This is a genomic window from Nonomuraea sp. NPDC050404 (assembly GCF_040655495.1).
In the GTDB taxonomy this organism is placed as follows: Bacteria; Actinomycetota; Actinomycetes; order Streptosporangiales; family Streptosporangiaceae; genus Nonomuraea.
On sequence record NZ_JBFAKB010000037.1, the window covers coordinates 16,612 to 42,218 of the forward strand.

Sequence of the window (25,607 nt, forward strand, 5' to 3'; positions counted from 1 at the left end):
GCGAGGCCGCGCGTCAGCGGGCGAGCTCCTCCGCGAAGGCGGTGACCACGCGCCGCGCCTGCTCCGGGTTGAGGCGCGGGTCGCAACCGGTCCGGTAACGGCTGGGATCGATGCTGGGCAGCGGCGGCTCGGCGTGGTCCAGGCACTCGATGACGTCGTCCGGGGTGATCTCCAGATGCAGGCCCGCCGGGTGTACGCCGTGGTGGCGGGCGACGCGGACGAACGCTCGTGCCTCGGCGACGACGTGATCGACGACGCGGATCTTGTATCCGTCGTGGCGGCGCGTGTTGCCGTGCATCGGATCGCACAGCCAGAGTGGCCGGGCGCCGCTGTCGCGGGCGGCAGCCAGCAGGCGGGGCAACGACTCGGCAACGCGGCCGGTCCCCAGCCGGGCGACGAAGGCCAGCCGGCCGGGCTCCCGGACGGGGTCCAGCGCCTCGACGAGCGCGGCGACGTCCTGCGGGCCGGCGGCCGGGCCGAGCTTCACCGCCACGGGGTTGGCGACGCGCGCGGCCAGCGCCACGTGCGGGCCGTCGGCGTGGCGGGTGCGGTCGCCCACCCACAGCAGGTGGGCGGAGGAGGCGTAGGCCGCGCCGGCGATGCCCGCGGGCCGGACCAGCGGCTCCTCATAAACGTGCAGCAGGGCCTCGTGGCTGGTGAAGACGGGTTGGGGGGCGCGGGTGGCGGCCAGGTGGCCGAGCACCTCGGCGGACTTGTCGTAGGCGAGCAGCAACCGTCTCGCCCGGGGCGTGCGGGCGAGCGCTGTCGCGGCCAGGCCGTTCACCGCGTCACCCATGTAGATCGGCACGTGCGAGCCGTCCGCGACGGCCTCGGTGGGGTACGACCTCGGCTTGGCGAACTGACCGGCGATGCGGCCGACCACCACGGTTGCCGCGGGGTCGCGTAAGTCGGTCAGGATCGCCGCCAGTTCGGTGAGCTGCGCGACCTTGCGGGCGACGAGGCCGGGCAGCACCTCAGCGAACATCTCCGCGCAGTCACCGGCGTGCAGGATGAACCCGCCGCCCGTCGCGACCTCGGCGAGCCGCTCGCGCAGGGCGCGGGTGGACTCGTAGGACACGAGGGCGGGCCGCCGCGCGAGCTCCGCGACCACCGCGGCGAGGTCGCCGCCGGTGGACCAGTCGGGCATCGGCACGGCCGAGGCCGCGTCCGGCCGGGAGAGCAGCATCGAGTTCACCCTTCTGATGGGATGGAAACGGGTTCTACGGCTGGGCGGCGACGCGCTCCGCGATGGCGTCCCACAGGTCGTGCCGGGCCTGCAGCGCGGCGTTCAGCGTGAGCGCGCACTCGTCCCACTTGACCTGGTCGTCGCCGCAGAGGTCGACGAGCATCTGCATCGCCATCGGCGTGTGCTGCTCGCCGTCGACCTCGATGTGCCGCTCCAGGTAGTCGCGGAACGTTCCCAGGACGTCGGCGTGCCGGTCCATCCGCATGACCTGGTCGAACATCTCGGGAATGAGGTCCTCTCTGCCGAACGCGAACGCGGCGGCCTGGCAGTGCAGCGGCGCCTCGGCGATGATCCGCCAGGTCGTGCCGACGAACGCGGCGGCCGGCCCGGGGACCTCCGCCACTGCCAGCCCGGCGGGAACGGACCCGCCGGAGCGCAGGTGGGCGATGAACGCCTCGATGGCCGTGGTGTCGGCGCCGGCCTGCCGCATGCCGTCGACGTACAGCTCGAAGTGGCTGATGTAGCCGCCGGCGAGGGTGTCGCTCTCCTCCACCAGCACGATCTCGTTGACCAGCCGGCGGCTGGTCTCCGGGCCCTCCGGCACCCAGGGCACGCGCACGCAGGTGAGCTGCCGCTGGAGGCTCTTGAGCAGGGACATGAAGTCCCAGACGGCGAAGACGTGGTGCTCCATGAAGGTGACCACGTCGCCGAGGTCGTTGAGCGAGGTGTACATGGGGTGGGCGAGGATCTTGTCCCTGATCGGCTCGATAGCCTGCTGGAGGCCGTCCAGTCCCGGGTGCGAGATGCCCCACTTATAGCGATTTGTCGACATTTGGTGCTCCGGATTGTGTGGTCGGAATCTGAGATGTCACAGGGACGGACTCGGGCGGCACCTGCGGCGGCTCCTCCTCGGTGCCCAGCAGCCCGCGGATCTCCAGACGCTTGATCTTCCACGTGGAGGTGCGCGGGAAGTCGGCGAAGCGCCACTGGACCGGGCTCTCCAGGTGGGGCAGCCCGGCCACGGCCGCCGCCCAGCGCCCGCGGTCCAGCGGCCTGTCGTGCCGGGTGGCCAGGATGGGCGTGGGCCGCCCCGCCGGGTCCGGCACGACCACCAGCTCGGAGACCTCGGGCAGGCGCTCCATGAGAACGTCCTCGAGCCCCAGGTTGCTGTCGATTTCACTGATCTTGTCCACTTCACGGTCGGCCAGGTGGACCCGGCCCGCCCGGTCCCGCCAGCCCATGTCGCCGACGTACCACCAGCCGCCGGTGAGCTGGGACTGGAAACGCTCGTCCTCGCCCAGGTAGGTGCGGACCCGGCCGCGGGTGCGCACCTCCAGCCGGCCGATCGTGCCGCGGGGCGCCGGCCGGCCCGAGGAGTCGACGACCCGCAGCCGCACGAAGCCGGGCAGCGGGTAGCCGATGCAGCGGCCGTCCATCCGCTCCACGTTGCGCCTGGTGTTGAGCCAGCCGGTGAGCGGGCCGGTCTCGCTCTGGCCGAACAGCTGCAGCAGGGCCGGACGGCGATGCCGGGAGGCCGACAGGAGCTTCTTGACCGTGCCCGGATGGATGGCGTCGAAGGTGCTGCTGTAGTACCGCACGCCGGCCAGCGGGCCGCCGGTCTCCTGTGCGAAGTCCTCCCACAACACGAAGTTGTTCGGGTGGGTCTCCACGAGGGCCGGCCTGGTCGCCGAGAGCATCCTGCGGACCGTGGCGAGGTCCGGCTCGCTGATCACCGCGATCGGGTTGCCGTAGGACAGGAACACGCCGAGTGAGTTGAAGAACCGCGAGTGCACGAACGACATCGCCAGGAGCACCCGCGAGCGGTGCCGGACCGGCCAGGCCAGCAACTGCTGGGGAAGCAGGCGGTGGGAGAGCGTGCGCGTCGTGTGCACCATCAGCTTGGGCACGCCGGTTGTTCCCGAGGAGTGGGTGATGAGCGTCGCGTGGTCGGGCGGCAGATCGATCGGCGGGCGCCGGGGCGCGCCCGCCAGCGCCGCGAGATCGGTGAGCCGGAGGCCGTCCAGGCCGGACGGCACGTCCGGCAGCCCCGGCGCGTCGGTGAGGAGGACCTTCGCGCCGGAGAAGGTGCCCTCAGCGGCGAGCCGGGCGAACTGGGCGGTGTCGGTGACGATCCACGGCGACGACAGCCTGGCCAGCAGGACCAGGACCACGGAGGGGTCCAGCGCCGGGGACAGCATGACGGGCACCGCGCCCGCCCTGGCCGCGGCGCAGGCCAGCAGGGGCAGATCGAAGTTCGGGCTCTTGTAGACGGGAACGTACTCCCCCCGTCCCACGCCGGCCGCCCGCAGGCGGGCGGCGAGGTCGTCGACGATGTCGGCCAGCTCGTCGTAGTCGTAGGCGGTCCGGTCGGAATCGAGCACGCCGAGCGGCCGGTCCAGCTTGACCGTGGCGGCCGGATTCCGCCGCGCCGCCTCCTCGAACATCCGCCCGATGCGGAACGTCCGCCGCAGCGCCGTCCGCAGGATCGGCGCCAGCGCGCCCGCTCCCATCATGGTCTTCCCTCTTCGTCGCTCATGGTCGTCATCCGTCCTGGTCGGGTCGCCACGCGGCGAAGCGCCGCAGGCCGTAGAGCAGCGGGACGCCCGCCGCCCGCGTCACGTCGGTGACCTCGCCGAGCACCACCGCGTGATCCCCGACGAGCAGGCTCCTGGTCACCCGGCAGCCGGCGAAGGCGACAGCGTCCTCCATCAGCACCGGCTGGCCGTTGGCCGCCGAGAAGGCCCAGGTGACGAGGGCGAACCGGTCATCCACCGGCCGGGAGAACAACTCGGCGACGTGGCGTCCCTCGGCCCGCAACAGGTTCACCGCGAACCTGCCGCTCTCGCACAGCGCCTGCAGTGTGGAGCTCCGGGTGTGCAGGCAGATCAGCAACGTCGGCGGGCTCACGGCCACGCTCGTCAGCGACGAGCACGTCAGCCCGCGCGGGAAACCGTCAGCGCCGGTGCTGGTCACCACCGCGACGCCGGTGGGGAAGGATCCCATCAGCGCGCGGTAGTCGTCCTCCGCGCACGTCTGCTCGCCGAGCTCCGATGGCACGGCCATGGTCCTCGCTCCGTCGACTGCGCTCTCCATCGGATGCCCGTCACGCACCGCTCTGCCAGAGCCAGCGTTCTTCGCCGTATCCGGTCACCCAGCTGTACGGCCCGTAGACCAGGCTCTGGGTGAGCTCGGGCCGGGCGTGGAAGGCCGCGAGGGCCTGGCGCTGGGTGAGCGCCCTGGCCACGAGGGCGTCGGCGGCCGACTTGCGGGCCTGCCACGCCTCCAGCGGCTCGGTGCCGGTGACGAGTTCGGCCGGATAGTTCTGGCCGAGCAGCAGGCAGTCCACGCCGTCCAGCTCGTAGAAGGTGGGGGCGGCGGCGCGGGCGAGCCTGCGGGTGATCGGGTCCCGCAGGTGCAACGGCGCGCCCGCGGCATAGACGTCCAGCAGCGGCTGGATGCCGGAGACGTCGGTGGAGGTCCAGACCTCCCGCCAGAACGGCGTGTCGCGGCGCCGGTTGTAGCGGTAGTGCAGGGCCAGGAACCAGCGCAGCCCGTCCCAGCGGTTCGCGGTCACCCGGTTGAGCGTCTCGCTGGGCACCGGGTGCTTCCAGGACGCCGGCAACAGCGGCATCATCGACATGATCGTGAACACCAGCATGAGCAGGCTGCTGGACTCCAGCGGCTCCACGAACGCGTAGGAGTTGCCCAACGCGATCACGTTCCCGCGCCAGGTCTTCTCGTGCCGCCCGACCCGGAAGCGCACCGTCCTGAGGTCGCCGACCATGCCGTGCTGGCGGATCACCTCGTCGGCGGCCCGGTCACCGGACATGAAGGCCGAGGAGTAGACGTAGCCCACGTGGTCCTCTCCGGGCACCGGGATGCTCCAGCACCAGCCCGCGTCCATGGTCGCGGCCGTGGTGTACGGCTCGATCGCCTCGCTCTGGGCGGTGTAGCCGGTGACCGCCGTGTCGGTGAAGAGGCTGCCGGCGTAGCTGGTGAAACCGGTCTTCAGCGCCTCGCCCAGCAGCACGGAGCGGAACCCGGTGCAGTCGATGTACAGGTCGAAGTCGAGGCTGCGGCCGTCGGTCGTGCGCAGCGACTCGATCCAGTCCTCGCCGGACAGGCGGACGTCGCTGATCTGCGCGTCCACATGGTGAACGCCGCGCTCCACGGCGATCTCGGAGAGGAAGCCGACCAGGGCGCGGTTCTCCAGGTGGTAGGCGAACGGGAGGTCGTCCATCAGCGAGACGTACTCACCGTCGTCCGTGCGGAACACCGGCACCCGGTTGTGCAGCATGAACAGCGACTGCAGGGTGTACGCGTTCGGATCGTTCCTGGTCGCCATCGACCCCAGCACGCCGATGGAGTTGGCGCCCCAGTCGAAGGGGGCCATGATCCCGTCGGGATAGGGGCCCCAGTCGAACTTGATCCCCAGCTTCCAGGTCGGCTTGACCCGCTTGAGGAAGTCCAGGGCGTCGATGCCGAGATAGTGGTGCAGGAACGCCAGCAGCGGGGGTGTCGTGGCCTCGCCGACGCCGATGACGGGTATGGCGCTCGACTCGACCAGCGTGACGTCCAGCCAGGGCCGTTTGGCCCGCAGCGCCAGCGCCACCAGATAGCCGGCGGTGCCGCCGCCGATCACGCCGATGCGGCGCACGGCATGCGGGTCGTCGGGGTCGGGACGGGGTGCCTCGTGGGAGAGCGCGGCACGTTCCCGATCGGGGACGCGCGAGCGGAAGGCGCCCGTGCCGCCGGCCTCCGGGCCGGGCAGCAGGCTGGACAGCGCGCGCGCCTCGGCGCCCGGCATGGTGCCGGCCAGCAGATCGATCTTCTCCGACCAGGTCAAGCCGTGGCCGGCCGCGGATTTGCTCGTCATCTGTGCGTCTTCTCTCTCGAAGTGGCGCTTTGTCCGGGGAGTCGTCAGTACAAGCCGCCGCGCAGCGTGATGGGCCCGCGCGGACCATAGGGGGCCTTGTCCAGCCAGGCGCCGAAGCGCGGCAGGTGCGGAGCCAGCCGGGCGGCACCGGCCTGGGCCAGCCGGGACCAGGCGGACTCGGCGCGCAGATGCCGTAGCGCGCCTTCGACGCGGGCCCGGTTGTGCCGCGCCGCCTGCCGCCGCACCGTGTCGTAGTCCTCGACGGCGCCTCTCGCCCGCTCCACGCAGGTCGAACGGAGCGCGAGGCACACGGCGGTCGCCGCCGCCTCGGCGTCCGCGATCGAGCTGTTCATCCCGCGCGCGCCCAGCGGGGCGAACAGGTGCGCGGCCTCCCCTGCCAGCAGGACGCGCCGGTGCTCGTCGGCGAAGCCGGTGGCGACGCGCTGCAGGCAGGGATAGCGCGACACCCAGAGCACCCGATCCGCCTGCTCCCGCGAGACCACCTTCGGCAGCCACCGGCGCACGGCCTCGGGGTCGCTCAGCGCCTCGCCGTCCGCCGGATCCCGGCACTGCACGTCCACCTGGACACCGCCGGTGAACGGCACGATCAGCACGTTCCGGCCCTCGATCGCCGGATGCCGGTAGTGCAGGTGCCGTTCCGCCGGCACGCCGCCCGCGTCCTGTCCGGACAGGTCCACTGCGACCCGGTAGTCGCTGGAGCGGCCGCCGTCCATCTCGATCGCGATCGACGCGCGGACGGCCGACCTCGCCCCGTCCGCGGCGATGACGTAGCGCGCCCGCCACTCGCCGCCGTCCGCGGCCCGGACGGTCACCCCGTCCGGGTCGGACCGGACCGCGACCACCCGGGCTCCCCAGACGGGCTCCACGCCGGCGGCGCGGCACGCACCGAGCAGGAACCGCTCGGTGTCGAGCTGCCGCAGACTCGCGTACGGCGGCAGCCCGCTGCCCCGCTCGGTGTCGTAGCGGCGGGCGTAGACTTCCCTGCCACGGTAGAAGGTGCGCGCGACCTGCCACCGGACCCCGAATCCCGCGATCTTCCCGCCCAGTCCCGGGCTCAGCCGCTCCAGCCGCTCCAGCGTCTCCTGGTGCACGAACAGCGCCCGGCTGCCCGGCCGCTCCTGGTTCCGGGCGTCCGCCTCGATCAAGGTCACCTCGACGCCGAGCGACCGGGCGGCCAGAGTGGCGCTCAGACCGGCCGGGCCGGCACCCACGACCAGCAACTCCTGCTCATGGCTCATCGATCGGACCTTCCTAGTCGGTGATCCCCGCCGCTCGCACGGGACAGCCCCCATCGCTGATCGGCCAAGGGGCGAAGGCCGCTCACCTCGTACTCGGGGCGCGGCAACGGGGCATGGAGGCGTCGCTCAACGCAGTCCAACAGGCGGGAGGCCGACAAGTCCACTACCTGATTGAGTAGTGGACGCGCGGGAGGCCGCCTTTTATGGTGATGCCGAGAGTTCACCGGAGCAGCCGCGTCGAATAACTTTTCCGGGTGCGGCGCCCGGGCAAATTCAGGCGACCTCGTGAAGGAATTCCATGACGAATCAATCCGCGCGGCTGCCGCTGTTCCAAATGGCCCGAGAGAGCTATGGGGCCATGGGGAAGTTCGCGCAGACCGTGACGCAGAGTGCGCTGCGGTCAGGGATCGAGGCGGAGGTCGTCCACCTCGTGAAGATTCGGGTCTCCCAGGTGAACGGCTGCGCGTACTGCATCGACATGCACATCATCGACGCGCAGGCCGCGGGGATCACCGCTCAGCGGATCCACCTGCTGGACGCCTGGCGGCACTCACCACAGTTCTTCACCGAACCGGAGCAGGCCGCGCTCGGCCTGGCGGAGGCGATCACGCTGCTCGGGACCGACGCGGTGGACGACGACGTCTACCAGCGGGCCCGCAAGCACTTCACCGAGGAACGGACCGCCCACCTCATCTTCGTGACGACCGCCATGAACGCCTGGAACCGGCTGGCCATCTCCGCCCGGCTGGCGCCCGGCGCGTACAAGGGCCGTTCGTGAACGACAAGACGCGCTCACTCGGCCACCCGCAGGCCCGCACGCCACACCCAGGGAGTAGAGCATGTCCGCGGTAGACACGCGCGCGCCGGCGCCGGAGCTGAGCCGGCACCTCCAGGAGACTCTCGACTGGCACTTCGACCCGGCGACGGGGTCGAGGTTCTGGCTGGAACTCGCCGGTGGGCTCGGCTTCGATCCGCGCGCCGACATCCGGTCCGTCGCGGACCTGCGGCGCTTCCCGGACGTCGGGGAGTTGCTGCGGACCGTGCCGGCCGAGGATCTGATCCCCCGGGGCGGAACGGGCACGTACGAGGTGTTCGACTCCGGCGGGACGACCGGTGCGCCGAAGCGCGTGGTCGACGCCACTTCGCGGGTCGCCAACGCCGACTGGTGCGCCGACGTGCTCGACTCGCACGGCTTCCCCGCCAGGGGGAACTGGCTGCACATCGCGCCGTGCGGGCCACATGTGGTCGGCCGTACCGTCCGGCGGATCGCGGCCCGGCGCAACGGGCTGTTCTTCACCGTCGACATGGACCCGCGGTGGGTGAAGAAGGTCCTCGCCGACGGCCGCGGCGACCTCGCCGACGAGTACGTCGAGCACGTACTGGACCAGATGGAGGCGATCGTCGCCACCCAGGACATCCGGGTGCTGTTCATCACTCCGCCGATGCTGGAGGCGGCCTGCGCGCGGCCCGCCATCTACGAGGTCCTTTCCGAGCGCCTGGAAGGGCTGCTCTGGGCGGGCACCTCGGCGGGGCCGGAGACGCTGCGGCTCATCGAGGAAACGTTGTTCCCCGAGGCCAAGGTGTGCGGGATTTACGGCAACACGTTGATGGGCATCGCGCCACAACGCCCCCGCGAGCCCGGGGACGAGCAGCCCTGTGTCTTCAGGCCCTACCACCCGGCCTCGGTCGTGGAGATCGTCGACCCGGAAACCCGGGTGCCCGTGGCCTACGGCGAACGCGGTCAGGTGCTGATGCACCTGCTCTTCCGCGACATGTTCCTGCCCAACATCCTCGAACGCGACACCGCGCTGCGGATCACGCCCGGGGCGGGCGACGTGGTCGACGGGATCGCCTCCGTCCTCCCCGTCACGACCGAGGAGATCGTCGAAGGGGTCTACTGAGGCTCACCGGCGACCCGGCCGATCAGGGAGGAGGTGCCGTTTGGACACGATCAGCGTCTTCGCCGGAGGCGAGTTCGTCGCGGGTGAGCCGATCGAGGACGACCTGCTGGTGGCCGACTCGTGGCTGGTCGTGGACGGGGCGGTGCGTTTTCTCGCCGACCACGGCCGCCGCTTCCGCGTGGCCTGCGAGGCGGCGTCCCTGGCCGGAGACCTGGTCGCCGCGATGTGGCGGGCGGCTGTCGACGCGTTGCCCCGGCAGGGCACCTGGTTTCCCCGCGTCGAACTGTCCGCCTCCGGTGAACTGCGCTTTCGCGTGCGTACGGCACCGCCCAGGGGCGGGCCGCTGACCGTCTGGGCCCGGCCGCCCGGCGACCCCCGGCGCGTCCCCCACGTCAAAGGTCCTGACCTGACCACCCTCGCCGGCTTGCGGGCCGCGGCACAGCGGCACGGCGCTCATGAGGCACTGATCGCCACTCAGGAAGGGTGGGTGGTCGAAGGCGCCACCACGAGCCTGCTGTGGTGGGAGGACGACATCCTCTGCGTGCCTTCGAGTGAGCTGCCCGCGTTACCCGGAGTGACGACCGCCCGGCTGCAGCGCCGGGCCGCCGAGCTCGGCGTCCCGGTGGCCCGCCGGCGCCGGCGCCCGCAGGACCTCGCAGACCGTGAGACATGGCTGGTCAACGCGCTGCACGGCATCCGCCCCGTGCAGCGCTGGGCGGCGCCGGAACTCCTCCGCCCCGGTCCGGTCACAAGGGCTCCGTCCTGGCAGGCGTGGCTCGCGGAGCAGGCGGCGCCACTGCCTTCCCAGCCCGCACATTGAGCAGCGCAAGAGCCACTGAGAAAGCGGTTCCAGCACAATCCACTTTCATCCGTGACGGGCGGTCGCACGAATTAGTGCAAGAACGGCAGAAACCGATTGGGGGGACACAGGATGTCGGTCGGTTTTGACAGTTTCGAAAAATATAGAGGGCGTCCGTTGTTCAACGTTCTGCAGCAGGCAGGGCCCGGCTGGACGCTGATGCTGCTGGCGCAGGAGGGGGAGCTAGCCGAGACGCTGCGCTCGGTGGTGGCGGCGGCCCGCCTGCGGGGCATGCACATCCTGCACCGCCCGCAGCCCTGCGACACGGAGACCGGCCCGGCGGCCGCCGCCGCGCCCCGGCGCAAGGCCTGGGTGCTCCTGGTCACGCCGCCCGGCCTGGTGGAGAACGAGGCGAACCTCGATGCCACCGCGACCGACACCCTCGCCCATGCCGTACGCGAGATCCTGCCGGTGTCCTCTCAGGCCGCCGTCAAGCTGGCGGATCGGCTCCTGGACAAGCTGGACTCGCCGGATCCCTCCCTCGCGCCCCACCTGGTGACCGTGGTGGACGCCCACCTCGCCGACGGCCGGCTGGCCGGAGCCGGGACGCTGCTGCGCGAGACCCTGCTGCGGCCACTGCCCGACCACGTAGCGGCGGAGCTGCGTACCCGGCTGGTCCACGTGCTGGTCGCGGGCGGGCGGATCGCCGAGGCGATCACCGTCGCGCAGGCCGCGCCGCCCGAGCAGGGCCGGCATGACGGCGGTCACGACGACGCGCGGGCCGCACTGGCGTTCGCCCTCTACCTGCGTGATCCGGAACGAGCCGCGCTGCAGGCGGCGGAGCCGGCGCTGCCGGGAGCGGCGGCGGTGACCGCGTCCGCACTGGCCGGCGGCGCGTGGCGGCGCGGTGACGCGGCGCGGGCCACGCAACTCGCCCGGCAGGCCGTCACGATCGCCGGCGAAGGCGCCTCGCCGGTGTGGCGGATGCTCGTCCGGCTCGCCTACGCCCGCAAGCTCATGAGCGGCGGCCGGTACACCGAGGCCGAAGGCCACATCGAGCAGGCCACCAGCGAGCTGTCCCACCCCGGCGCGCCCAGCGTCTACGCCCCGGCCCCCGCCATCGCCCGAGCCGAGCTGCTGATGCGCACCGGCGACCTGGAGCAGGCGCTGGAGCTGGCCGAAGCCGCCCTGCGCAGCGCACGCGAGATGGACGCCGCCCTGCTCCTCCCACTCAGCCATGCGGTCCTGGCCGAGGCGAGCCTGCGGATCGGCGACCTCGACAGAAGCCGCTGGCACGCGGAAGCCCCGGCCAAGCTCCGCTGGGCCGGGCGGCCCAGCCTGTGGCCCGTGCACCCCGAATGGATCCGGGTGCGCATCGCCGCCGAGCTACACGGCCCGCAACACGCGGCCCGGCTTTTCGCCGCCGCGCACACCGACCTCGCCGCGTACGGACCGCTGCTGCTCGACGACCCCGGCACGGCCGTCTGGCTCACCCGGCTCGGCATCGCGGCGGGCGACGACGGACTCACCGATCAGATCCGCACCGCCGTGGAAGCGCTGGCCCGGCGCAACGTGCAGGCTCACCGCCTCTCCGTCGCCGCGCGCCACGCCAGGGGGCTGCGCGAGAACGACGTGACGGCGCTGCGCCGGGCGGCCGCCGAGCATTCCGACCTCTGGGATCAGGCCGGCGCCCTGGAAGATCTCGGGGCCCGGCTCGCCGCTCCACCCGCCGCCGATCTCATCGAGGCCACCCGCCACTACCAGTCGGCTCTGTGCCTGTTCGAGCGGATCGGCACGGTACGCGACAGCGAACGCGTACGCGGCCGGCTGCGGAGACTGGGGCAGGAGCCGGTGCCGCTCCGGCAGGGACCTGCCTTGTGGCGCGGGTTCAGCGAGACCGAGTGCCTCATCGCGCTGCTGGTGAGCCAGGGGCTGACCAATCATCAGATCGCCGGCCGGATCTCGTTGTCGGCGCACACGGTCAACTATCACCTGCGCAAGATGTTCCGGAAGGTGAGTGTCAACTCGCGCGTCGAGCTCGCCCGCCTCGTCAACGAAGCCGGCCGTGACTCCCTGGCCCTGCCCTTCGTTCCCCGCGCCCTGCCCTGAGCCTGGCCAGGAGAAGCCCGCGATTCTCGTGAACAGCGATGACGGCAGGGGAACCGGCATCCCGGAACGGCGCCGCGCCGTCTCCGGTGCTGGTCAGATCGCCGGCGCGGATCACAGTGCCGGTCACGGGCCGTTTCGCCTGTCCAGCCGGGCCCGAAAGCGTACGGCGTCGATGACGGCGCGGCGGTGGGTGCCTTGGCAGATGGTGGCGGTGTCGTCGAAGGCGTGCACCGTGAAGGCGAGGTGGCGGCCCTCGACCACGGTCAGCTCGGCCTCGACGGTGAGCGGGCTGCCCGGAGGAGTGGGCGCCTCGTGGCTGAGGTCGACGTGCACACCCAGGGTCTGCTCACCGTCGTCCAGGTGCCCATCGATGACACGCATGCACGCCCATTCGACGATACCGACCAGGTAGCCGGTGGCCAGTACGGCAGGCAGCGCGGTGAAGTGGCTGGACTCGGGCAGCAGATACGGCACCGTGCGCTCGGCCGGCACGATGTAGTCCAGCCGCGCGATCAATCCCGGTCGCAGTGAGGGCCGCAGGACCTTCTCCTTCCTGGGTGGTGGCGGGTCAGTCACCGATGGCGACGACGCCCGCCTTCTCAATCATCAACACGGCGCTACAGACCGGTACGACCGGCCGGTGCAGCATCCCGGCGGAAACGGAGCACGCCTGCCAGGGACCGAGTTCGACTGTTTCCCGCCCCTCGATCTCGATGCGGAACAGCCCGTCGAGGACGAAGAAGAACTTATCCTGCTCATCGTGCTTGTGCCAGTGGACCTCGCCCTGCATGACGCCCAGCCGGACCAGCACGTCCCCGACCTGGATCAGAGTCTGGTCGTACCAGGGGTCGTCGACCTGATAGGTGACCCGTGACAGCGAACCTTGAGCTGTGGCAACGATGTTCGAGCGGTCAGTTACACCGCCAGCTATAGATGGCGGTTCCAAGCTGTTGCCGGCGGGAGCCTGGCGCCGAGGACGAACGGGTGAGGGAGTGTCACCTTTACGGCTGACCTTGGTCGTTGCAGTGTTCAGAGGTTGGCAGGGTTGAGGCGGCCTTCGAAGCCGATCTGGAAGGCGTTCAAAGGTGCATTCCAGCGCATGGTCCATCTCTTGCGGCCAGGTCATGTCGCCCTTTCATGGTCACGTAGTACGTGGCTGCCGACGGCTACAGACCTGGGCGCAGTCCGGCGCAGTGCGGCGGGGGCGGCGATGCTCGGCACGGGTGTACAGGTCGAGGCGGACCCTGCAGTGGGGTGCCCGTGCCGGCAGTCAGATTGAGCCCCTGCATTCCCAGGGCGGTCGCCTCAACTGGTGGGTGGCAGGTCGATGATGCCGAGGAGTTGCAGCAGCGCGAGTGAGGCGAAGACGGCTAGGACGGTCCAGGCGACGGGGTTGCCGAGATTGAGCGTCCATCGGCTGCCGAGGCGTTGGTGGACGAGGATCGCGGGGTCGTGGCGGTTGATGTAGATGGTTCCGGCCAGGTGCCAGTACGGGTCGTCGTCGCGCTGCACGTAGCCGGAGCCGGATTCCCCGGGCAGGGCGGGGAGGCGGTGGCCTGCCTCGCCGACCCGGACGCCGAAGATCAGGAGGGCGGCCGCGATGGCGGCCATGGGCGCCCAGGTCACCGCCGTTGTCAGCGGCGAGGGCGTGAGGATGTTCCACTGCTGCAGGGCCAGCAGGAGCAGGGTCAGGTCGGCGCAGGCGGCGCCGGCCAGCAGCAGGGTGGCGATGCCACGCAGGTAGATGCGGTAGCGCCGGGCCGAGTTCGCCGGGTGCTCGGCGTCGGTCTCGGGTCTTGCGCGGATGAGGGCGGCCACGAGCACCGGGACGAGGATGGTGATCGCGGTCTGGGACAGCACGGGGGCGAAAGCGGTGCCGGGAGTGGTGGCGACGCGGTGGTGGGTGTCGATGCCGAGTCCGCGCAGTGTTGCCAGGGTGTCGGGCAGGCTGCTGTATCGAGTGAGTCCGATGGCCGTGGTGCCGGCCAGCAGGGTGAGCGAGGGAATCAGCAGCGGCCATGGTGGCCGTACCGGATGGGTGCGCCAGGTGGTGTCGGCGGTGACGGCCTGGCGGGTGCCGGCGTACCAGTCGCCGTGCCGTTTGGCGGCGCGGATCGCGCGGTGCGCGGCCGCGTAGAGCGCGATGTCGGCGGCGCACAGGAGCGCGGCGATGGTCGTGAGGACATCGGGGGTGCCGGCCAGGACGACGGCGGGAGCCGACCCGAGGGCGGCCAGTACGCCGAGGGTCACCACCGTGCGGGAGTAGCGGAGGCGTCGCGCGGTGATGGCCGGGTCGGCCACGCGTCCGGCGGGCACCCGTACGCCGAACGGCAGTGTGGGGCGGGCCAGCACCGGCAGCGCCCAGGCGGCGACGGTGAGCAGCGTCACCTGAGCGAGACAGGCGAGGACGAGCAGGGTCATACGGAGGGTTCCTTTGTGGTCCGCTGGTCGTGGAACGAGGTCAGGACGCCGCCGCACCGCTGGAGCACCTCCTCACCGGGCACGCCGTGCACGGTGGCCTCGGCCAGGAGGGTGCGTAGCCGCTCCTGCCAGTCGTCGGCGTAACCGGGGGCCGGGGGCCCGGAGCCGGGGTCGCGGCGGATCACGGCTCCGCTCTTGCGGTTGATGCGAATGATCCCTTCCTGCCGCAGCAGGTCGTAGGCCTTGTTGACGGTGTGGAAGTTGATCGCCAGGTCGGCGGCCAATTGCCTGGTGGAGGGCAAAGCCGATCCCTCCGCCAACTCCCCGTCGGCGATGGCCTCCACCACTCGATCGCGGATCTGCTGGTAAATCGGCACCTCGCTGTCGAGGTCGAGCGTCAGAAGCACGCCCACACTCTATCTGATATAGATGAGCTATAACAGATAGAAGAAGAGCGCATCGGCTCTTCCGTCCTTCCGGCGCGCGAAAGGCAAGACAGCCATTGAGTGCGCCGCGGCGTGCCTGCCCTGCGCATCGTCCTCAACCCCGGCACATCAACGCTCAGGTACGACGAACTGCTCATCAGCACCCCTGACGCCGCAGAGGCGGCCGATGCCGTCATGCGCGCCCAGCAACAACCCCGAACCCCCAGAAAGGATCATCACCATGCGGTCAACTCCCGCCCCGCACCTCGCCGATGCGCGCGAGGACCTCAACAGCTTTCGCCGGCGTGAACTGACGGTCTTCCTGCTCCTGGCCTTCACGATCCCGTGGCTGCTGTGGCTGTTGCGGACGCTCACCGGCGTTGACCTCGTCGCCGGCGGCGGCATGCTCGGTGCCGGTCTGGCCACGTTCGTGGTCGTGCGCTGGATCCGCCGGTCCGGCGACATCCTCCGCGAGACCGCGATGGCGCCGCTGCGCCCGAGAGGGCGGCTGGTGCGCTATTGCGTGATCGGGCTGGTGGCCCCGCTGGTGCTGGCGTTCCTGGCCGTGGCGATCGGCGCGCTGGCCGGAGTGTATCCGGTCGACCTGGCGGGCTTTTCCGGGCTGCGCGAGGTCTACGCGCCGGGGACGGCCGGGCAGGACGGCGTGCCCATCGGACCGATCCTCTCCGCCCTGGCCGTCAGCCTCGGGCTCGCGGTCGTGATGCTGCCGCTGGCCTTCTGCGAGGAATGGGCCTGGCGGGGTTTCCTGCTGCCCCGGCTGCGGCCGCTCGGGCTGTGGCCCGCGCTGCTGCTGGGCGGCCTGATCTGGGGGCTGTGGCACCTGCCCGGATACGTGGGCACCGGCACCGCCCACCGGCTGATCCCCTTTCTGGTCACCGCCGTGCTGTTCAACGTGCTGCTCGGCTGGCTGCGGCTGGCCTCCGGGCTCATCTGGCCCGGCGTGATCGCCCACGCCGCCAACAACACGCTGATCACCGGCTTCGTCAACGTCCTGTTCGCCACCGGTGACCTCGAGGCGCTGAGCAATCCCTGGACCATCGGCTTCAGCGGGTGGCCGGGCTGGCTGCTCATGCTCGCGGTCATCGCCGTCCTCGCGGGCAGCGGCGCGTTCCGCCGCGCGGCCGCGCGCGAGCCGGTGCCGGTCCGCGAGAAGAGGCGCGCCGGCCGGCTGCGGCGCCTCCTGGCGGGCGTCCTCGGTGTCGTGCTGGTGGCCGGCTTGACCGGTGCGGCCGTGGAGCAGTCGCTCGGGCCCACCGACCCGCAGCGTCATGCAGCCCCCGGACGCCTGGTCGACCTGGGCACGCACCACATCCATCTACGCTGCCAGGGCTCCCAGGGCCCGACGATCGTCTTCGCCTCCGGATGGGGCGACTCCGCCACGACCTGGGCGGATCTTCAAGGCACGCTCGCCGCCTCCGGACGGCGCTCCTGCGCCTACGACCGCGCCGGCTACGCCTGGAGCGGCCAAGCACCGGGCGATCAGGACGTCACTACGCAGGCCGGCGACCTGGCCGCGGTGCTGTCCCGCGCGGGCGAACCCGGGCCGTTCGTACTCGTCGGCCATTCCTGGGGTGGACACGTCGCGCGCCTGTTCCACGCCCGCCGGCCCGATCGCGTCGCCGGCATGGTACTGCTCGACCCCGCCGACGAACACAGCACGAACGATCTCGCTACCCCGGCCACGATCCAGGCCAAGGTGTGGTCCGCGGTGGCCGCCGTGGGCCTGCTGCGCACGGGCGACTGGATGGTCGACCCGCGTGAACCCCGGCTCACCCACGACAACGTCCCCGTCGTGTTCGGCTCTGCCACCTGGGAGGCCGCCGCCGCGGAGATGCGCGCCTACGACGCCAGTACCCAGGCCGTCCGCGAGCTGCCCCGAACCGCGGGATCGTGGGGCTCGCTGCCCGTGACCGTCATCAGCGCCCGCGGCGACCAGCAGACCATCACCCACCACCGGCAGATCGCGGCCCTGTCAACACGCGGACGCCACATCGTCGCGCCCATCGCCGACCACTACCTGCACCTGGCCGAACCAGCGCTGGTCCTTCACCACATCCGCCATATCGGAGGGCTGATGGGCCAAGTCGGCGCCTGGGGCGAAAACGTCCATCCGAACCGCCTTGGCTCCTTGAGACCAAGGGTTGGATTGACGCTGGAGCCCTCACCTGCGGGTGTTCCGATTGCGTCGTGAATGCGAGTGTCGGTTTCTTTGATCACTACTGGTGCTCCGCGGGCGGCATGCGTGTCTGGATCATATGAGCGCCGCAGGGAGTCGGACCCTGCAGCTGGTGGTGTATGCCGCTCGTCACCTGAGGATGCGTCTGCGTCACGTGAGCCGGCGTGCGCGGCGCCCTGACGTTTCCCGCTGCCGCCGGTCGGCGTCACAGGGCCAGGTCGCGGCGGCGGAGCCCGTACAGGCCCACGACCGTGACGGCGGTGGCCGTCAGGGTGAGGCCGATCAGCGTGCCGGGTCCCGGGTCGGCCAGGGTGGAGTAGTGGACGTGGGCGAACGGGGAGACCATGAAGAACACGTCGCTGACCAGGCCGACCTCCCAGCCGACCTCCAGGGCGACAGTCAGCGCCAGGGCGGTCCACCCCACGGCCGCGCCGGCGCGGCGGAACAGTCCGAAGGCCGCCACGGCGATGGCGGCCATCACCCAGATGCCGGGCAGGATGACCGTGGTGATGGCCAGGCCACCGGCGAAGTTCCCGTCGCCGAGGCCGAGCCCGAGCCCGGCGGCGACCAGGATGGCCACGGGCACCGCCACCGCGAGCACCAGGTGGCTGATCACCCAGCGGGTCCGGCTCACCGGGTGGGACAGCAGGAGTTCGGTGGCCGCCTCACCTCGCAGCCGCAGCACTGTCATGATCGCGTAGAGGGAGACGGAGTACACCGCCAGTTCGTACACGACGAGTTCGAAGAAGATCTCCGTGGGGTCGTCCGTTCCCGTGCGCCGCGCCCAGAAGTCCAGCGCGCCGCTGCGACCGAACGTCTCGATGGCGGTCTGCCCGCCCAGTCCGAGCCCGGCGCCGACGAAGGCAGCACCCGCGATCCAGGCCAGCGCCATGACCCGGTGCGTGCGCCAGGCCAGGCCGAAGGCGCCGCGCAGGCCGTTCCGGGCGTGGGCGGGGCCGAGGCGTGGCGGTACGAGACCGGCACCAATATCCCGGCGGGCCGACAGCGCGTAGGCCGCCCCCACCAGTGCCGCGACGAACGCCACGACCAGCCCGAACGTCCACCACTGCTCGTCGCCGAAGGCGCGGGCGCGCAGGATCCAGCCGTTCGGCACCAGCCAGCCCAGCCAGGCCAGGCCCGGCCCGCCCAGGTCGCTGACGCCCCGGACCAGGTAGAACGCGAAGAACACGGTGAAGGCCACGGCTGCGGCCGCGCGGGCGCCATGGGTCACCTGTACGGCCACCGCGGCCAGCGCGGCCCCCACCCAGCCGCCGGACGCGGCCATCAGCCCCCAGGCCAGCGATCCGTCCAGGGGAAGCCCGGCGCTCACACAGGCCAGGGTGATCAGCACGGCCAGGACGGCATTGGCGGCCAGCACGACGGCGAGGGCGGCGGTCAGCGGGGCGTGCCGGGCGACGGCGGCGGAGCCGACCAGTTCCCGCCTGCCCTGCTCCTCATCCGAGCGGGTGTGCTTGACCAGGAGGATGACGCTGGCCAGGGCGGCGAAGATCGTGGTGGCCGCGCCCCGCTGCTGGGCGGCGGCCGCGCCCAGGCTGTCGCCGTACGCCGGTCCCTGCAGCAGCAGGATCACCGGGTTGCGGGTGATCTCGTTCGCGTAGTGCAGGCGGGCTTCCCCGGTCGGGAGCAACCGGCCGATGGTGGCCACCGTGGTCGCGACGAAACCGGTGACCGACAGGATCCACAGCGGCTGCCAGACGCGGTCGCGACGCAGGATCAGCCGGATCAGTGCCGAGGTGTTCATCGGTAGTGCCTCATGAACAACTCCTCCAGGGTGGGCGGCTGGGCGGTGAGGTCGCGCACGCCGTACTCCACGAGCCGGGCCAGCACCTCACCGAGGTGGTCGGTGTCGGCCTGGAAACGCACCCGATCACCCTCGACCACGAGGTCGTGCGCCCCGGGCAGGCCATCGGACGGCATCCTGGCCAGCTCGGCCGTGACCGAGGTGCGGGTGAGGTGGCGCAGCCGGCCGAGCGTGCCCGTCTCCACGATCCGGCCGTCGCGGATGATGCTCACCCGGTCGCACAGCGCCTCGACCTCGGCGAGGATGTGGCTGGACAGCAGCACCGTGCGGCCCGCGCGGCGTTCCTCGGCGATGACCTCGCGAAAGACGGCCTCCATCAGCGGGTCGAGACCGGAGGTCGGCTCGTCCAGCAGTAACAACTCCACCTCGGAGGCGAGCGCGGCGATCAGCGCGATCTTCTGCCGGTTGCCTTTGGAGTAGGTCCGGGCCTTCTTGCGCGGATCCAGGCCGAACCGCTCGATCAGCTCCTCGCGCCGCTTGCTGTCGGTACGCCCGCGCAGGCGCCCGAGCAGGTCGATCACCTCGCCGCCGGACAGGCTCGGCCAGAGGGTGACGTCACCGGGGACGTAGGCGAGCCGCTGGTGCAGCTCGACCGCGTCGGCCCAGGGATCGCCGCCCAGCAGCCGGACCTCGCCGCCGTCCTTGCGCAGCAGGCCCAGGAGGATCCGCAGGGTCGTGGTCTTTCCGGCCCCGTTCGGGCCGAGGAATCCGTGCACCTCCCCTTCCCGCACGGTCATGTCCAGGCCGTCCAGCGCACGTACCTGGCCGAAGTTCTTGGTCAGTGCGTGGATGCTGATCGCGTCAGTCACCGGGGTGCTCCTTCCTGTCCTGGTCGGCGACGGCTTGGCTGATCTGTTCTCCCGGCCCCGAGGCGATCCACTCCCCCATGTGCGCGTACACATCGACCATGGCCATGCTGAAGCGGGCCAGGTTCGCCCGGCGCAGCGTGTCCGTGCCGAACCGGCGCGACAGATGCTCGTGCAGCACGATCGTGCCGAGATGCATGGCCGCCATCACGGCGGCGCGTTCGCGCACCTTCGCCTCGCCCGGGGGGAACTCATCCGGCCAGGTCTCGGAGAAGAACCGCTCGGCGGACTCGGCGCCCTCGTCGAACATCGCCGCCGCCACGGGCGATCCCTCCACCAGGGCCCGTGCGAGATAGCGGACGCTGAGCTCGCTCGCCTCATACATTCCCCCGATGAACTCAGGGGTGATCGCGGCCCCGTCCTGCACCTGACCCGCGGCACCCAGCATGGTGTCGCGGACATGCGCGTCGCAGGCCACGCGCAGCCCCTCCTTGGAGCCGAAATGGTGCTGCACCAGGCCCACCGAGACGCCGGCGGCGTCGGCGACGGCCTTCATCGTGGCGCCCTTGAAGCCGCGTTCGGCGAACTCCGCCAAGGCCGCGTCCCGGATCCGCGCGCGGGCGGTCAGGTCCTCGGGCGGCCGATCATAGGCTGAATGCATAACTGGGAAACTATATGAATATATGGTATCCCACAAGGCCATATTGCCTGTGGAATCACGAGATGGCATTGGGGCGTCGGCGTGATGCGTCAGGTGCTGGCCGAGGCGGTGGCCGCGCCGGACCGTGCACGCACCCCGGCCGACGGTGTGGACGCGATGCTGGCCGCGCTGGAGCAGCACACCGGCGCGGATCCGGCATCGTTGCTGGCCACGGAGGCATATCTGGCGGCCACACGCGACGACGAGCTTCGCGGGCAGATCGGCGGCCTCGTCGGTGAGTTCCGGCAGCAGTTCGGCCGCTGGCTCGATACGCACTGCGTCCCGGAACCTGAGGCGACGGCCGCGGTCCTGACGGCCGCCCTCGACGGCCTGCTGCTGCACCGGGGATGGGCGTAGGCCCGTCCATCACGTCCACGGCGGCCGTCCTCCACCGGCTCATCGGTCCGGACGTCCCACCGGCGACTCGTCCCTGAGCAAAGAAGGGCTCACCCATGGTGATCATCAAGCAAGCAAGGCCGCCGGCCGGGCTCGCCCGGCTGCTGTTCCGGCTTCCGCTGTACCTCTACCGGCTCGGTCCGGGGTGGGTGTTCGGGCAGCGCATCATGATCCTTCACCATGTCGGCAGGGTGACCGGGAAACGGCGCCAGGTCGTCCTCGAAGTCGTGGGCCACGACGCCCGAGCCGGCAGCTACGTGGTCGCGTCTGATGGGATACGCCGTCGACGGCTCGGAGGCGGACTTCCGAGCCGTGGGACGGCGCATCCCCTTCGTACGACTCGTGCCGCGAGACTCGCCCCACCTGCCAGGTCGCACGCTGTGAGTGGTCAGGCAGGGAGGAGGTCGGCGTGGCGCCGGTGACACCGGGCGTATGCGTCCAATGGCGGGACGTGGTCAGGGTGACGGAGATGTACGGACGGGCAGTCCGGTGAGTGATCGCCTGAAGCCGGGCCGCCAGCCGATCTCACCTGCCAGGGCGCGCCCGCCGGGATGCTCACACCGCCGGGTTCCACCGGTTCCAGGGTGTTGCGCATAATGGCGATCTCGGCGGGCCCGCCGTGGCGCAGGCGCTCTATCCGGCGGGCGGTGAACTCGCGTGAGACCAGGCGGCGCAGCCGCGTGCGGCCGGCGGGTCGTACGCGCCGAGTGTGCGCTGGCGTCCTACTGGCTAGTCGCTGACCTGCGGGATGTCAGGTTGTTTCGAATGATGAAGCCGAGTTCGTTCGGAATGACTTTGCATCTCGGATGCCTCATCTTCTGCGGAGCGGCTGTGACGCATCACTCGATTTGGGCCGTGACGATCCACGCCGAGGCAAGTAGTCGTACTGCGCTGTCGCGCTCGTAACGGCGCAATGCTTTCGCCAACGCGGACCGGGCTCGTGCCATGGCGGTCTCTTCAGCATCGGAAAAGAAGCCGGCCAGCTGAATGTCGAGCAGGAAATCCGCGGCTTGGGCGGCATCGTCGCCCAACTCGGTGAGGTACCCCACCGAGGATGCCGCCATGGCCGTGAAGCCCGCATCATTGAGTACGTCATCCGGGCCAGGACGGCGTCCCGCTCGCGCAGGTGCGACAGCACCCAGCGGGCGTGGATCAGCTCGAAGCCGGCCGGGGGGAAGTCGTCACGGGTGACGTCGTGCCGCAGCGCCTGCCAGGTTCCGTGCTCGGCTGCCGGGGCCAGATGGGTGAGGTCGATGTCGGTGGCGACGACACTGCCGCGTGGGCAGCGCTCGGCCAGCCAGGCGGCGGTACCACCCAGGCCGGCACCGATGTCCAGGCAGCGCCAGTGCGGCTGAATCGGCAGCCGGCCGAGCCATTGGGCGGTGTCGTCGTCCAGGGCCTGGGCGAGCGCGGCCAGGCGGTCACGCTCGCCGTCGGCTCCGTGGGCGAACAGGTGGTCGCCGTAGCGTTCGCTGGCTGCCACGCCTGGCTTGCCGTTGGACCGCAACGGGGTCACTCAGTAGGGCTTGTCGGCGGGGTCAGGCCAGATCATCGTGGCTCGCCGCAGCCGGATGGCCTCCTCCTGCCGGTGATAGGCGATCCACTCATCGACCAGGTTCTCGGGGTGGCCGAGCAGCCGGTTCATCGCCCGGATCCGGCCGAGTTCGGCCGGGTGGAGCTCGCCATCGGCCGAGCAGGCGCGGATGGCGTCGTGGATGAGGCCCCGGCTAGAGGCGTCCACCGACCCGCTCTGGGCCAGCACGGACTCGATCGTCTCATCGGCGGTGTAGGCGGACAGCAGCTTGAGCAGGTCGTCGCTGCAGCCAAAGGCCGCGAAGTACCCATGATCCAGTCACGTTCGGCAGGCGTGACCTCCCCGTCGCCGGCAGCACAGATCAAGAGCGCCCTGCCATACTGCTCGACGTCGAAGGCGGGTGGCTTGGAGTCGAAGGCCCAGGACTGCTTGAACATCGATGCCGCACCAACTTCTCGCGCGTCCATCGTGTCCGTCCCTCCTGCCACTCGGCTTGCTTTTCTCACCATGGCGGGACGGAACGGCACAGCACTATCCTCACCACAGCTACATAAAGTAGTTTCATAGATACGTTTAGTTGGCGTTGACGTGTGTACCGCCCAAGCTGCGCTCCACGCGGCTGCGAGCTCGGGGCTCTGTGGTACCTCTGACAACAAAGTGACGGCGGCCAGAGCACCCCGGACGCTTCCCACACTGGCGAGGAGACGTTCCTCTGGGTCCCCGGTCGTAGCCGGACGCGGAGGCCTGCTGCGGTGTCCGCGTCCGGTCACGGGGATGAGCTGGTCAGCTACCGGGAGACCGACCAATAGAAGTTGGGGGTGTAGCCGTCGTCGTGCAGGACGGTGTATTCGTTGGGGCTGTTGCCGTAGACGGGCCTGATGGCGTCGCTGGTGGTGTAGGAGACGAACTTGACGGTGCGCCAGTCGCCGGTGCGGTCGGGCTCGGCCCGCCACAAGAACTCATCGCTGCTGCCGCAGGTCTTGACCACGACGCTGGGCAGGCCCTCGGCCCAGCCGCCGGGGACGGCGCACTTGTTGGACTTGGCGTTGCGCATGCGGAACCAGACGTGGCCGCGCCGCGTTTGCCCTTCCTCGAAGAACCACTCGTTGGCCGGAGGGATCACGCCGGCTTCCCACGCCAGCACGAGGCAGGGATCGAAGTCGTTGCATGCCGGATTGGAGTAGCCGAAGTGGATGAGGTAGCCGTTGGTCTTGACGTTCTCCACCACATGGCGGCGTCCGTCGTCGACGAACGGCGGCGTCTCGGCGACCGGCGCGGGCGGGGGCACCGGCACGGGCGTGGGCGCCTGCCTGGCCTGCGCGGCTCGTACGGGCTGGGCCGCCGGGCCGGGCTCCGCGCCCGCCGATGCCGGAATGAGCAGGGCGCCGGCCAGCACGAGTGCTGACAGTCCGGTCGGAAGACCGATCTTGATGGTGGTACGCAGGGACTTCATGGGTTTCCCTTCATGAGAGAGCTGCAGGTGTGTGTCTGGACCGGGGTGACGGCCGCCCGGCCGGGTGGTCGAGACGACGGCCGCCCACGATGCGGGTCGCGGTGCAACCGTGGTGGATACGACGCAAGCCCACCTCGGAGGAGCGCGCCCGCGCGGTGCGTTCAACCGTGGTGGATACGACGCAAGCCCATCTCGGAGGAGCGCGCCCGCGCGGTGCGTGCAAGGCAAGGCTCGCCACCCACTTGGTGATCACGGTCACGGGGCTGCGGTCGTTGCTCAGGCGGCCCGCTGGCGGAACTTGTCCAGCGCGGCGATGAGGGCGGGCGGGTTGATGATGCCGTAGCCGTACTCGTAGTCGAACCCGGCCGTGCTGCGGTCTTCGGCAGTGCGCTGCAGCAGGGTGCGGAGCTGGGAGGGAAACAGGTGCGAGCCGGGGTGGCGGGTGCGCAGGGCCGCGATGACGCCGGCGGCGACCGGGCAGGCGGTGGAGGTGCCGGTGTCGGCGCGCAACTCGGTGGCCTCAGAGCCGAGGAAGTGGGTGTAGGAGCTGATGTCGGGTTTGTTGTCGGCCAGCCGGGCGGGGCCCTTGGTGGAGTAGCCGGCGCGTGTCCCGTGGATGTCGACGCCGGCCACGGTGACGGCCTTGGGGTGGCCGTTGGCGCCGACGATGTCGTAGAAGGCGTCGCGGTTGCTGTTGGGGCAGTCCTGGCCGCCGTTGCCGGCGGAGAAGACGATGTCGGCGCCGGCGACCTCCAGGCTGGCGAGGGCGACGTTGAACGGGTGCATCGGGTTGCCGGCGTAGTTGCCGGGATGCCCGGGCGGCAGATCGTCCTTTCTGGAGTTCAGTCCCCAACTGTTGCTGACCACCAGGGTGCGGGAGGCCTCGGGCAAGTTCATCAGCACCTGCCACAGGTGGGCGTAGGCGGCCACGGCGTCCGACAGCAGACCGGTCGTGGTGGACTGGAGGGTCCGCAGGATGGGGATGTCGAGCAGGACCGCCTTCGGCGCGGCGATCAGGGTGTTGAACGCGCACAGGCTGCCGTGGCCGACCGGGTAGCGGCCGGGGTCGGGCTCGGTGCCCCGCGGGTTCCAGCTGTTGTAGCCGTCGATGAGGCACGGGCGGCCGAGCTTGCCGGCGACATGTTCGTAGTTGATGCCGCCGTCCACGATCGCCACCCGGACGCCGTCCCCGTCGTAACCGTTCGCCTGCAGTTCTCCGACGTGCAGGAGTCGTTCGACGTCGTGCCAGTCGCCGACCGGCACATTGCCGTCGCAGGCCAGGGTGGTGCCGATGGACGGGTCGGAGAAGACGCCGGTCACCTCGCGTACGGTCGAGGTCAGCAGGTTCCACCGGGTGGGCAGGTCGTCGTCGGCGATCTCCCCGCGTACCAGCACCGAGGCGTGCTCGGCGGAGCGGGACAGGCCCAGTCGCGAGCCGCCGAGCGAGCCCAGCAGGCCACCGCTGCGGGGCGTGGCCATGGGGGCCAGGCCGGGCAGCGGCACCGGGTCGAAGGTCTGGTCGAGAAGGACACCGGGCAGGTCGCCGGCCACGTCGGCGACGGTGGAGACCACGCCGGGATCGAGGACCGAGGCGACGACGTCTTGGGGTGGGCGCAGTTGGATCAGGACACGCACGGGAGGTCACCTGCTCTGCGAAGGCGGTCACAGGACCGCTGAAGGAATGTGAGAGGAAGGCGGGCCGGGGCGATGGCCGGGTCCCTCC

23 protein-coding genes are annotated in these 25,607 nt (G+C 70.7%); 6 read left to right on the forward strand and 17 right to left on the reverse strand.

Annotation, left to right across the window (positions count from 1 at the left end; all coding sequences use genetic code 11):
• Positions 1-13: 13 nt before the first annotated feature.
• The 6 genes from AB0I81_RS55575 to AB0I81_RS55600 are packed head-to-tail and all read right to left on the reverse strand — an operon-like array spanning position 14 to position 7,321.
• Positions 14-1,186: a 3-deoxy-7-phosphoheptulonate synthase gene (locus tag AB0I81_RS55575; RefSeq protein ID WP_360677129.1), complete on the reverse strand. Its 1,173-nt coding sequence runs from the start codon at positions 1,184-1,186 to the stop codon at positions 14-16.
• A 34-nt stretch (positions 1,187-1,220) separates the two neighbouring features.
• Positions 1,221-2,018 carry a DUF3050 domain-containing protein gene (locus AB0I81_RS55580; protein ID WP_360676965.1) on the reverse strand — a complete coding sequence of 266 codons (798 nt, stop codon included), beginning with the start codon at positions 2,016-2,018 and terminating at the stop codon, positions 1,221-1,223.
• The gene (locus AB0I81_RS55585) at positions 1,999-3,699 is read right to left on the reverse strand and encodes an AMP-binding protein (protein WP_360676967.1); all 1,701 of its coding nucleotides are present in this window, start codon (positions 3,697-3,699) and stop codon (positions 1,999-2,001) included. The genes AB0I81_RS55580 and AB0I81_RS55585 overlap by 20 nt, the downstream gene beginning before the upstream one ends.
• 28 nt (positions 3,700-3,727) lie before the next feature.
• Positions 3,728-4,249: a flavin reductase family protein gene (locus tag AB0I81_RS55590; protein ID WP_360676969.1), complete on the reverse strand. Its 522-nt coding sequence runs from the start codon at positions 4,247-4,249 to the stop codon at positions 3,728-3,730.
• A gap of 40 nt (positions 4,250-4,289) precedes the next feature.
• Positions 4,290-6,062 (reverse strand): tryptophan halogenase family protein, encoded by a 1,773-nt coding sequence (locus AB0I81_RS55595; RefSeq protein WP_360676971.1) that lies wholly within the window; start codon positions 6,060-6,062, stop codon positions 4,290-4,292.
• A gap of 44 nt (positions 6,063-6,106) precedes the next feature.
• Positions 6,107-7,321: an FAD-dependent monooxygenase gene (locus AB0I81_RS55600; RefSeq protein ID WP_360676973.1), complete on the reverse strand. Its 1,215-nt coding sequence runs from the start codon at positions 7,319-7,321 to the stop codon at positions 6,107-6,109.
• Positions 7,322-7,619: 298 nt separating this feature from the next.
• Between AB0I81_RS55600 and AB0I81_RS55605 the strand changes: the two genes are divergently transcribed.
• From AB0I81_RS55605 to AB0I81_RS55620, 4 genes are all read left to right on the forward strand, one after another.
• Complete coding sequence (locus AB0I81_RS55605) at positions 7,620-8,099, forward strand: carboxymuconolactone decarboxylase family protein (protein WP_360676975.1); 480 nt, start codon at positions 7,620-7,622, stop codon at positions 8,097-8,099.
• Between the two features lie 61 nt (positions 8,100-8,160).
• Positions 8,161-9,222, forward strand: coding sequence for a phenazine biosynthesis protein (locus AB0I81_RS55610; protein WP_360676977.1), 1,062 nt, complete (start codon positions 8,161-8,163; stop codon positions 9,220-9,222).
• A gap of 40 nt (positions 9,223-9,262) precedes the next feature.
• Positions 9,263-10,042: an aminotransferase class IV gene (locus AB0I81_RS55615; protein WP_360676979.1), complete on the forward strand. Its 780-nt coding sequence runs from the start codon at positions 9,263-9,265 to the stop codon at positions 10,040-10,042.
• Between the two features lie 156 nt (positions 10,043-10,198).
• Positions 10,199-12,130 carry a LuxR C-terminal-related transcriptional regulator gene (locus AB0I81_RS55620; RefSeq protein ID WP_360676981.1) on the forward strand — a complete coding sequence of 644 codons (1,932 nt, stop codon included), beginning with the start codon at positions 10,199-10,201 and terminating at the stop codon, positions 12,128-12,130.
• 123 nt (positions 12,131-12,253) lie between these two features.
• Here AB0I81_RS55620 and AB0I81_RS55625 read toward each other — a convergent pair whose 3' ends face one another.
• The 4 genes from AB0I81_RS55625 to AB0I81_RS55640 form a co-directional block, all read right to left on the reverse strand.
• The gene (locus tag AB0I81_RS55625) at positions 12,254-12,706 is read right to left on the reverse strand and encodes a thioesterase family protein (protein ID WP_360676983.1); all 453 of its coding nucleotides are present in this window, start codon (positions 12,704-12,706) and stop codon (positions 12,254-12,256) included.
• The gene (locus AB0I81_RS55630) at positions 12,699-13,256 is read right to left on the reverse strand and encodes a cupin domain-containing protein (protein WP_360676985.1); all 558 of its coding nucleotides are present in this window, start codon (positions 13,254-13,256) and stop codon (positions 12,699-12,701) included. The genes AB0I81_RS55625 and AB0I81_RS55630 overlap by 8 nt, the downstream gene beginning before the upstream one ends.
• Positions 13,257-13,435: 179 nt before the next feature.
• Positions 13,436-14,551 carry a hypothetical protein gene (locus AB0I81_RS55635; protein ID WP_360676987.1) on the reverse strand — a complete coding sequence of 372 codons (1,116 nt, stop codon included), beginning with the start codon at positions 14,549-14,551 and terminating at the stop codon, positions 13,436-13,438.
• Positions 14,548-14,958 carry a GntR family transcriptional regulator gene (locus AB0I81_RS55640; protein ID WP_360676989.1) on the reverse strand — a complete coding sequence of 137 codons (411 nt, stop codon included), beginning with the start codon at positions 14,956-14,958 and terminating at the stop codon, positions 14,548-14,550. Before AB0I81_RS55640 ends, AB0I81_RS55635 begins: the two co-directional genes overlap by 4 nt.
• Positions 14,959-15,217: 259 nt before the next feature.
• On the opposite strand from AB0I81_RS55640, the gene AB0I81_RS55645 reads away from it, so the two are divergent.
• On the forward strand, positions 15,218-17,188 hold the full coding sequence (locus AB0I81_RS55645) for an alpha/beta fold hydrolase (RefSeq protein WP_360676991.1): 1,971 nt from the start codon (positions 15,218-15,220) through the stop codon (positions 17,186-17,188).
• Positions 17,189-17,378: 190 nt separating this feature from the next.
• Here AB0I81_RS55645 and AB0I81_RS55650 read toward each other — a convergent pair whose 3' ends face one another.
• From AB0I81_RS55650 to AB0I81_RS55660, 3 genes are read right to left on the reverse strand one after another with little or no spacing between them, the layout of a single operon-like run.
• Positions 17,379-18,935: a hypothetical protein gene (locus tag AB0I81_RS55650; RefSeq protein WP_360676993.1), complete on the reverse strand. Its 1,557-nt coding sequence runs from the start codon at positions 18,933-18,935 to the stop codon at positions 17,379-17,381.
• Positions 18,932-19,804: an ABC transporter ATP-binding protein gene (locus tag AB0I81_RS55655; RefSeq protein WP_360676995.1), complete on the reverse strand. Its 873-nt coding sequence runs from the start codon at positions 19,802-19,804 to the stop codon at positions 18,932-18,934. Before AB0I81_RS55655 ends, AB0I81_RS55650 begins: the two co-directional genes overlap by 4 nt.
• Entirely contained in the window at positions 19,797-20,462 is a 666-nt protein-coding gene (locus AB0I81_RS55660; RefSeq protein WP_360676997.1) for a helix-turn-helix domain-containing protein, read from the reverse strand. Before AB0I81_RS55660 ends, AB0I81_RS55655 begins: the two co-directional genes overlap by 8 nt.
• Before the next feature lie 84 nt (positions 20,463-20,546).
• On the opposite strand from AB0I81_RS55660, the gene AB0I81_RS55665 reads away from it, so the two are divergent.
• A complete protein-coding gene (locus tag AB0I81_RS55665) occupies positions 20,547-20,858 on the forward strand; it encodes a hypothetical protein (RefSeq protein WP_360677131.1) in 312 nt (103 codons plus the stop codon).
• Between the two features lie 850 nt (positions 20,859-21,708).
• Here the strand turns inward: AB0I81_RS55665 and AB0I81_RS55670 are convergent.
• From AB0I81_RS55670 to AB0I81_RS55685, 4 genes are all read right to left on the reverse strand, one after another.
• Positions 21,709-22,413, reverse strand: a complete 705-nt coding sequence (locus AB0I81_RS55670; protein WP_360676999.1) for a class I SAM-dependent methyltransferase — start codon at positions 22,411-22,413, stop codon at positions 21,709-21,711.
• Complete coding sequence (locus tag AB0I81_RS55675) at positions 22,414-22,659, reverse strand: hypothetical protein (protein ID WP_360677001.1); 246 nt, start codon at positions 22,657-22,659, stop codon at positions 22,414-22,416.
• Positions 22,660-23,218: 559 nt separating this feature from the next.
• Entirely contained in the window at positions 23,219-23,884 is a 666-nt protein-coding gene (locus AB0I81_RS55680) for a hypothetical protein (RefSeq protein WP_360677003.1), read from the reverse strand.
• Between the two features lie 276 nt (positions 23,885-24,160).
• Positions 24,161-25,519 carry a S8 family serine peptidase gene (locus tag AB0I81_RS55685; protein WP_360677005.1) on the reverse strand — a complete coding sequence of 453 codons (1,359 nt, stop codon included), beginning with the start codon at positions 25,517-25,519 and terminating at the stop codon, positions 24,161-24,163.
• Positions 25,520-25,607: the final 88 nt, after the last annotated feature.

Bases quoted from the DNA above. Each gene is read 5' to 3' on its own strand.
- AB0I81_RS55575 (WP_360677129.1), bottom strand. From the start codon at position 1,186: ATGCTGCTCTCCCGGCCGGACGCGGCCTCGGCCGTGCCGATGCCCGAC.
- AB0I81_RS55580 (WP_360676965.1), bottom strand. From the start codon at position 2,018: ATGTCGACAAATCGCTATAAGTGGGGCATCTCGCACCCGGGACTGGAC.
- AB0I81_RS55585 (WP_360676967.1), bottom strand. From the start codon at position 3,699: ATGATGGGAGCGGGCGCGCTGGCGCCGATCCTGCGGACGGCGCTGCGG.
- AB0I81_RS55590 (WP_360676969.1), bottom strand. From the start codon at position 4,249: ATGGCCGTGCCATCGGAGCTCGGCGAGCAGACGTGCGCGGAGGACGAC.
- AB0I81_RS55595 (WP_360676971.1), bottom strand. From the start codon at position 6,062: ATGACGAGCAAATCCGCGGCCGGCCACGGCTTGACCTGGTCGGAGAAG.
- AB0I81_RS55600 (WP_360676973.1), bottom strand. From the start codon at position 7,321: ATGAGCCATGAGCAGGAGTTGCTGGTCGTGGGTGCCGGCCCGGCCGGT.
- AB0I81_RS55605 (WP_360676975.1), top strand. From the start codon at position 7,620: ATGACGAATCAATCCGCGCGGCTGCCGCTGTTCCAAATGGCCCGAGAG.
- AB0I81_RS55610 (WP_360676977.1), top strand. From the start codon at position 8,161: ATGTCCGCGGTAGACACGCGCGCGCCGGCGCCGGAGCTGAGCCGGCAC.
- AB0I81_RS55630 (WP_360676985.1), bottom strand. From the start codon at position 13,256: ATGACCTGGCCGCAAGAGATGGACCATGCGCTGGAATGCACCTTTGAA.
- AB0I81_RS55635 (WP_360676987.1), bottom strand. From the start codon at position 14,551: ATGACCCTGCTCGTCCTCGCCTGTCTCGCTCAGGTGACGCTGCTCACC.
- AB0I81_RS55645 (WP_360676991.1), top strand. From the start codon at position 15,218: ATGCGGTCAACTCCCGCCCCGCACCTCGCCGATGCGCGCGAGGACCTC.
- AB0I81_RS55650 (WP_360676993.1), bottom strand. From the start codon at position 18,935: ATGAACACCTCGGCACTGATCCGGCTGATCCTGCGTCGCGACCGCGTC.
- AB0I81_RS55660 (WP_360676997.1), bottom strand. From the start codon at position 20,462: ATGCATTCAGCCTATGATCGGCCGCCCGAGGACCTGACCGCCCGCGCG.
- AB0I81_RS55665 (WP_360677131.1), top strand. From the start codon at position 20,547: ATGCGTCAGGTGCTGGCCGAGGCGGTGGCCGCGCCGGACCGTGCACGC.
- AB0I81_RS55680 (WP_360677003.1), bottom strand. From the start codon at position 23,884: ATGAAGTCCCTGCGTACCACCATCAAGATCGGTCTTCCGACCGGACTG.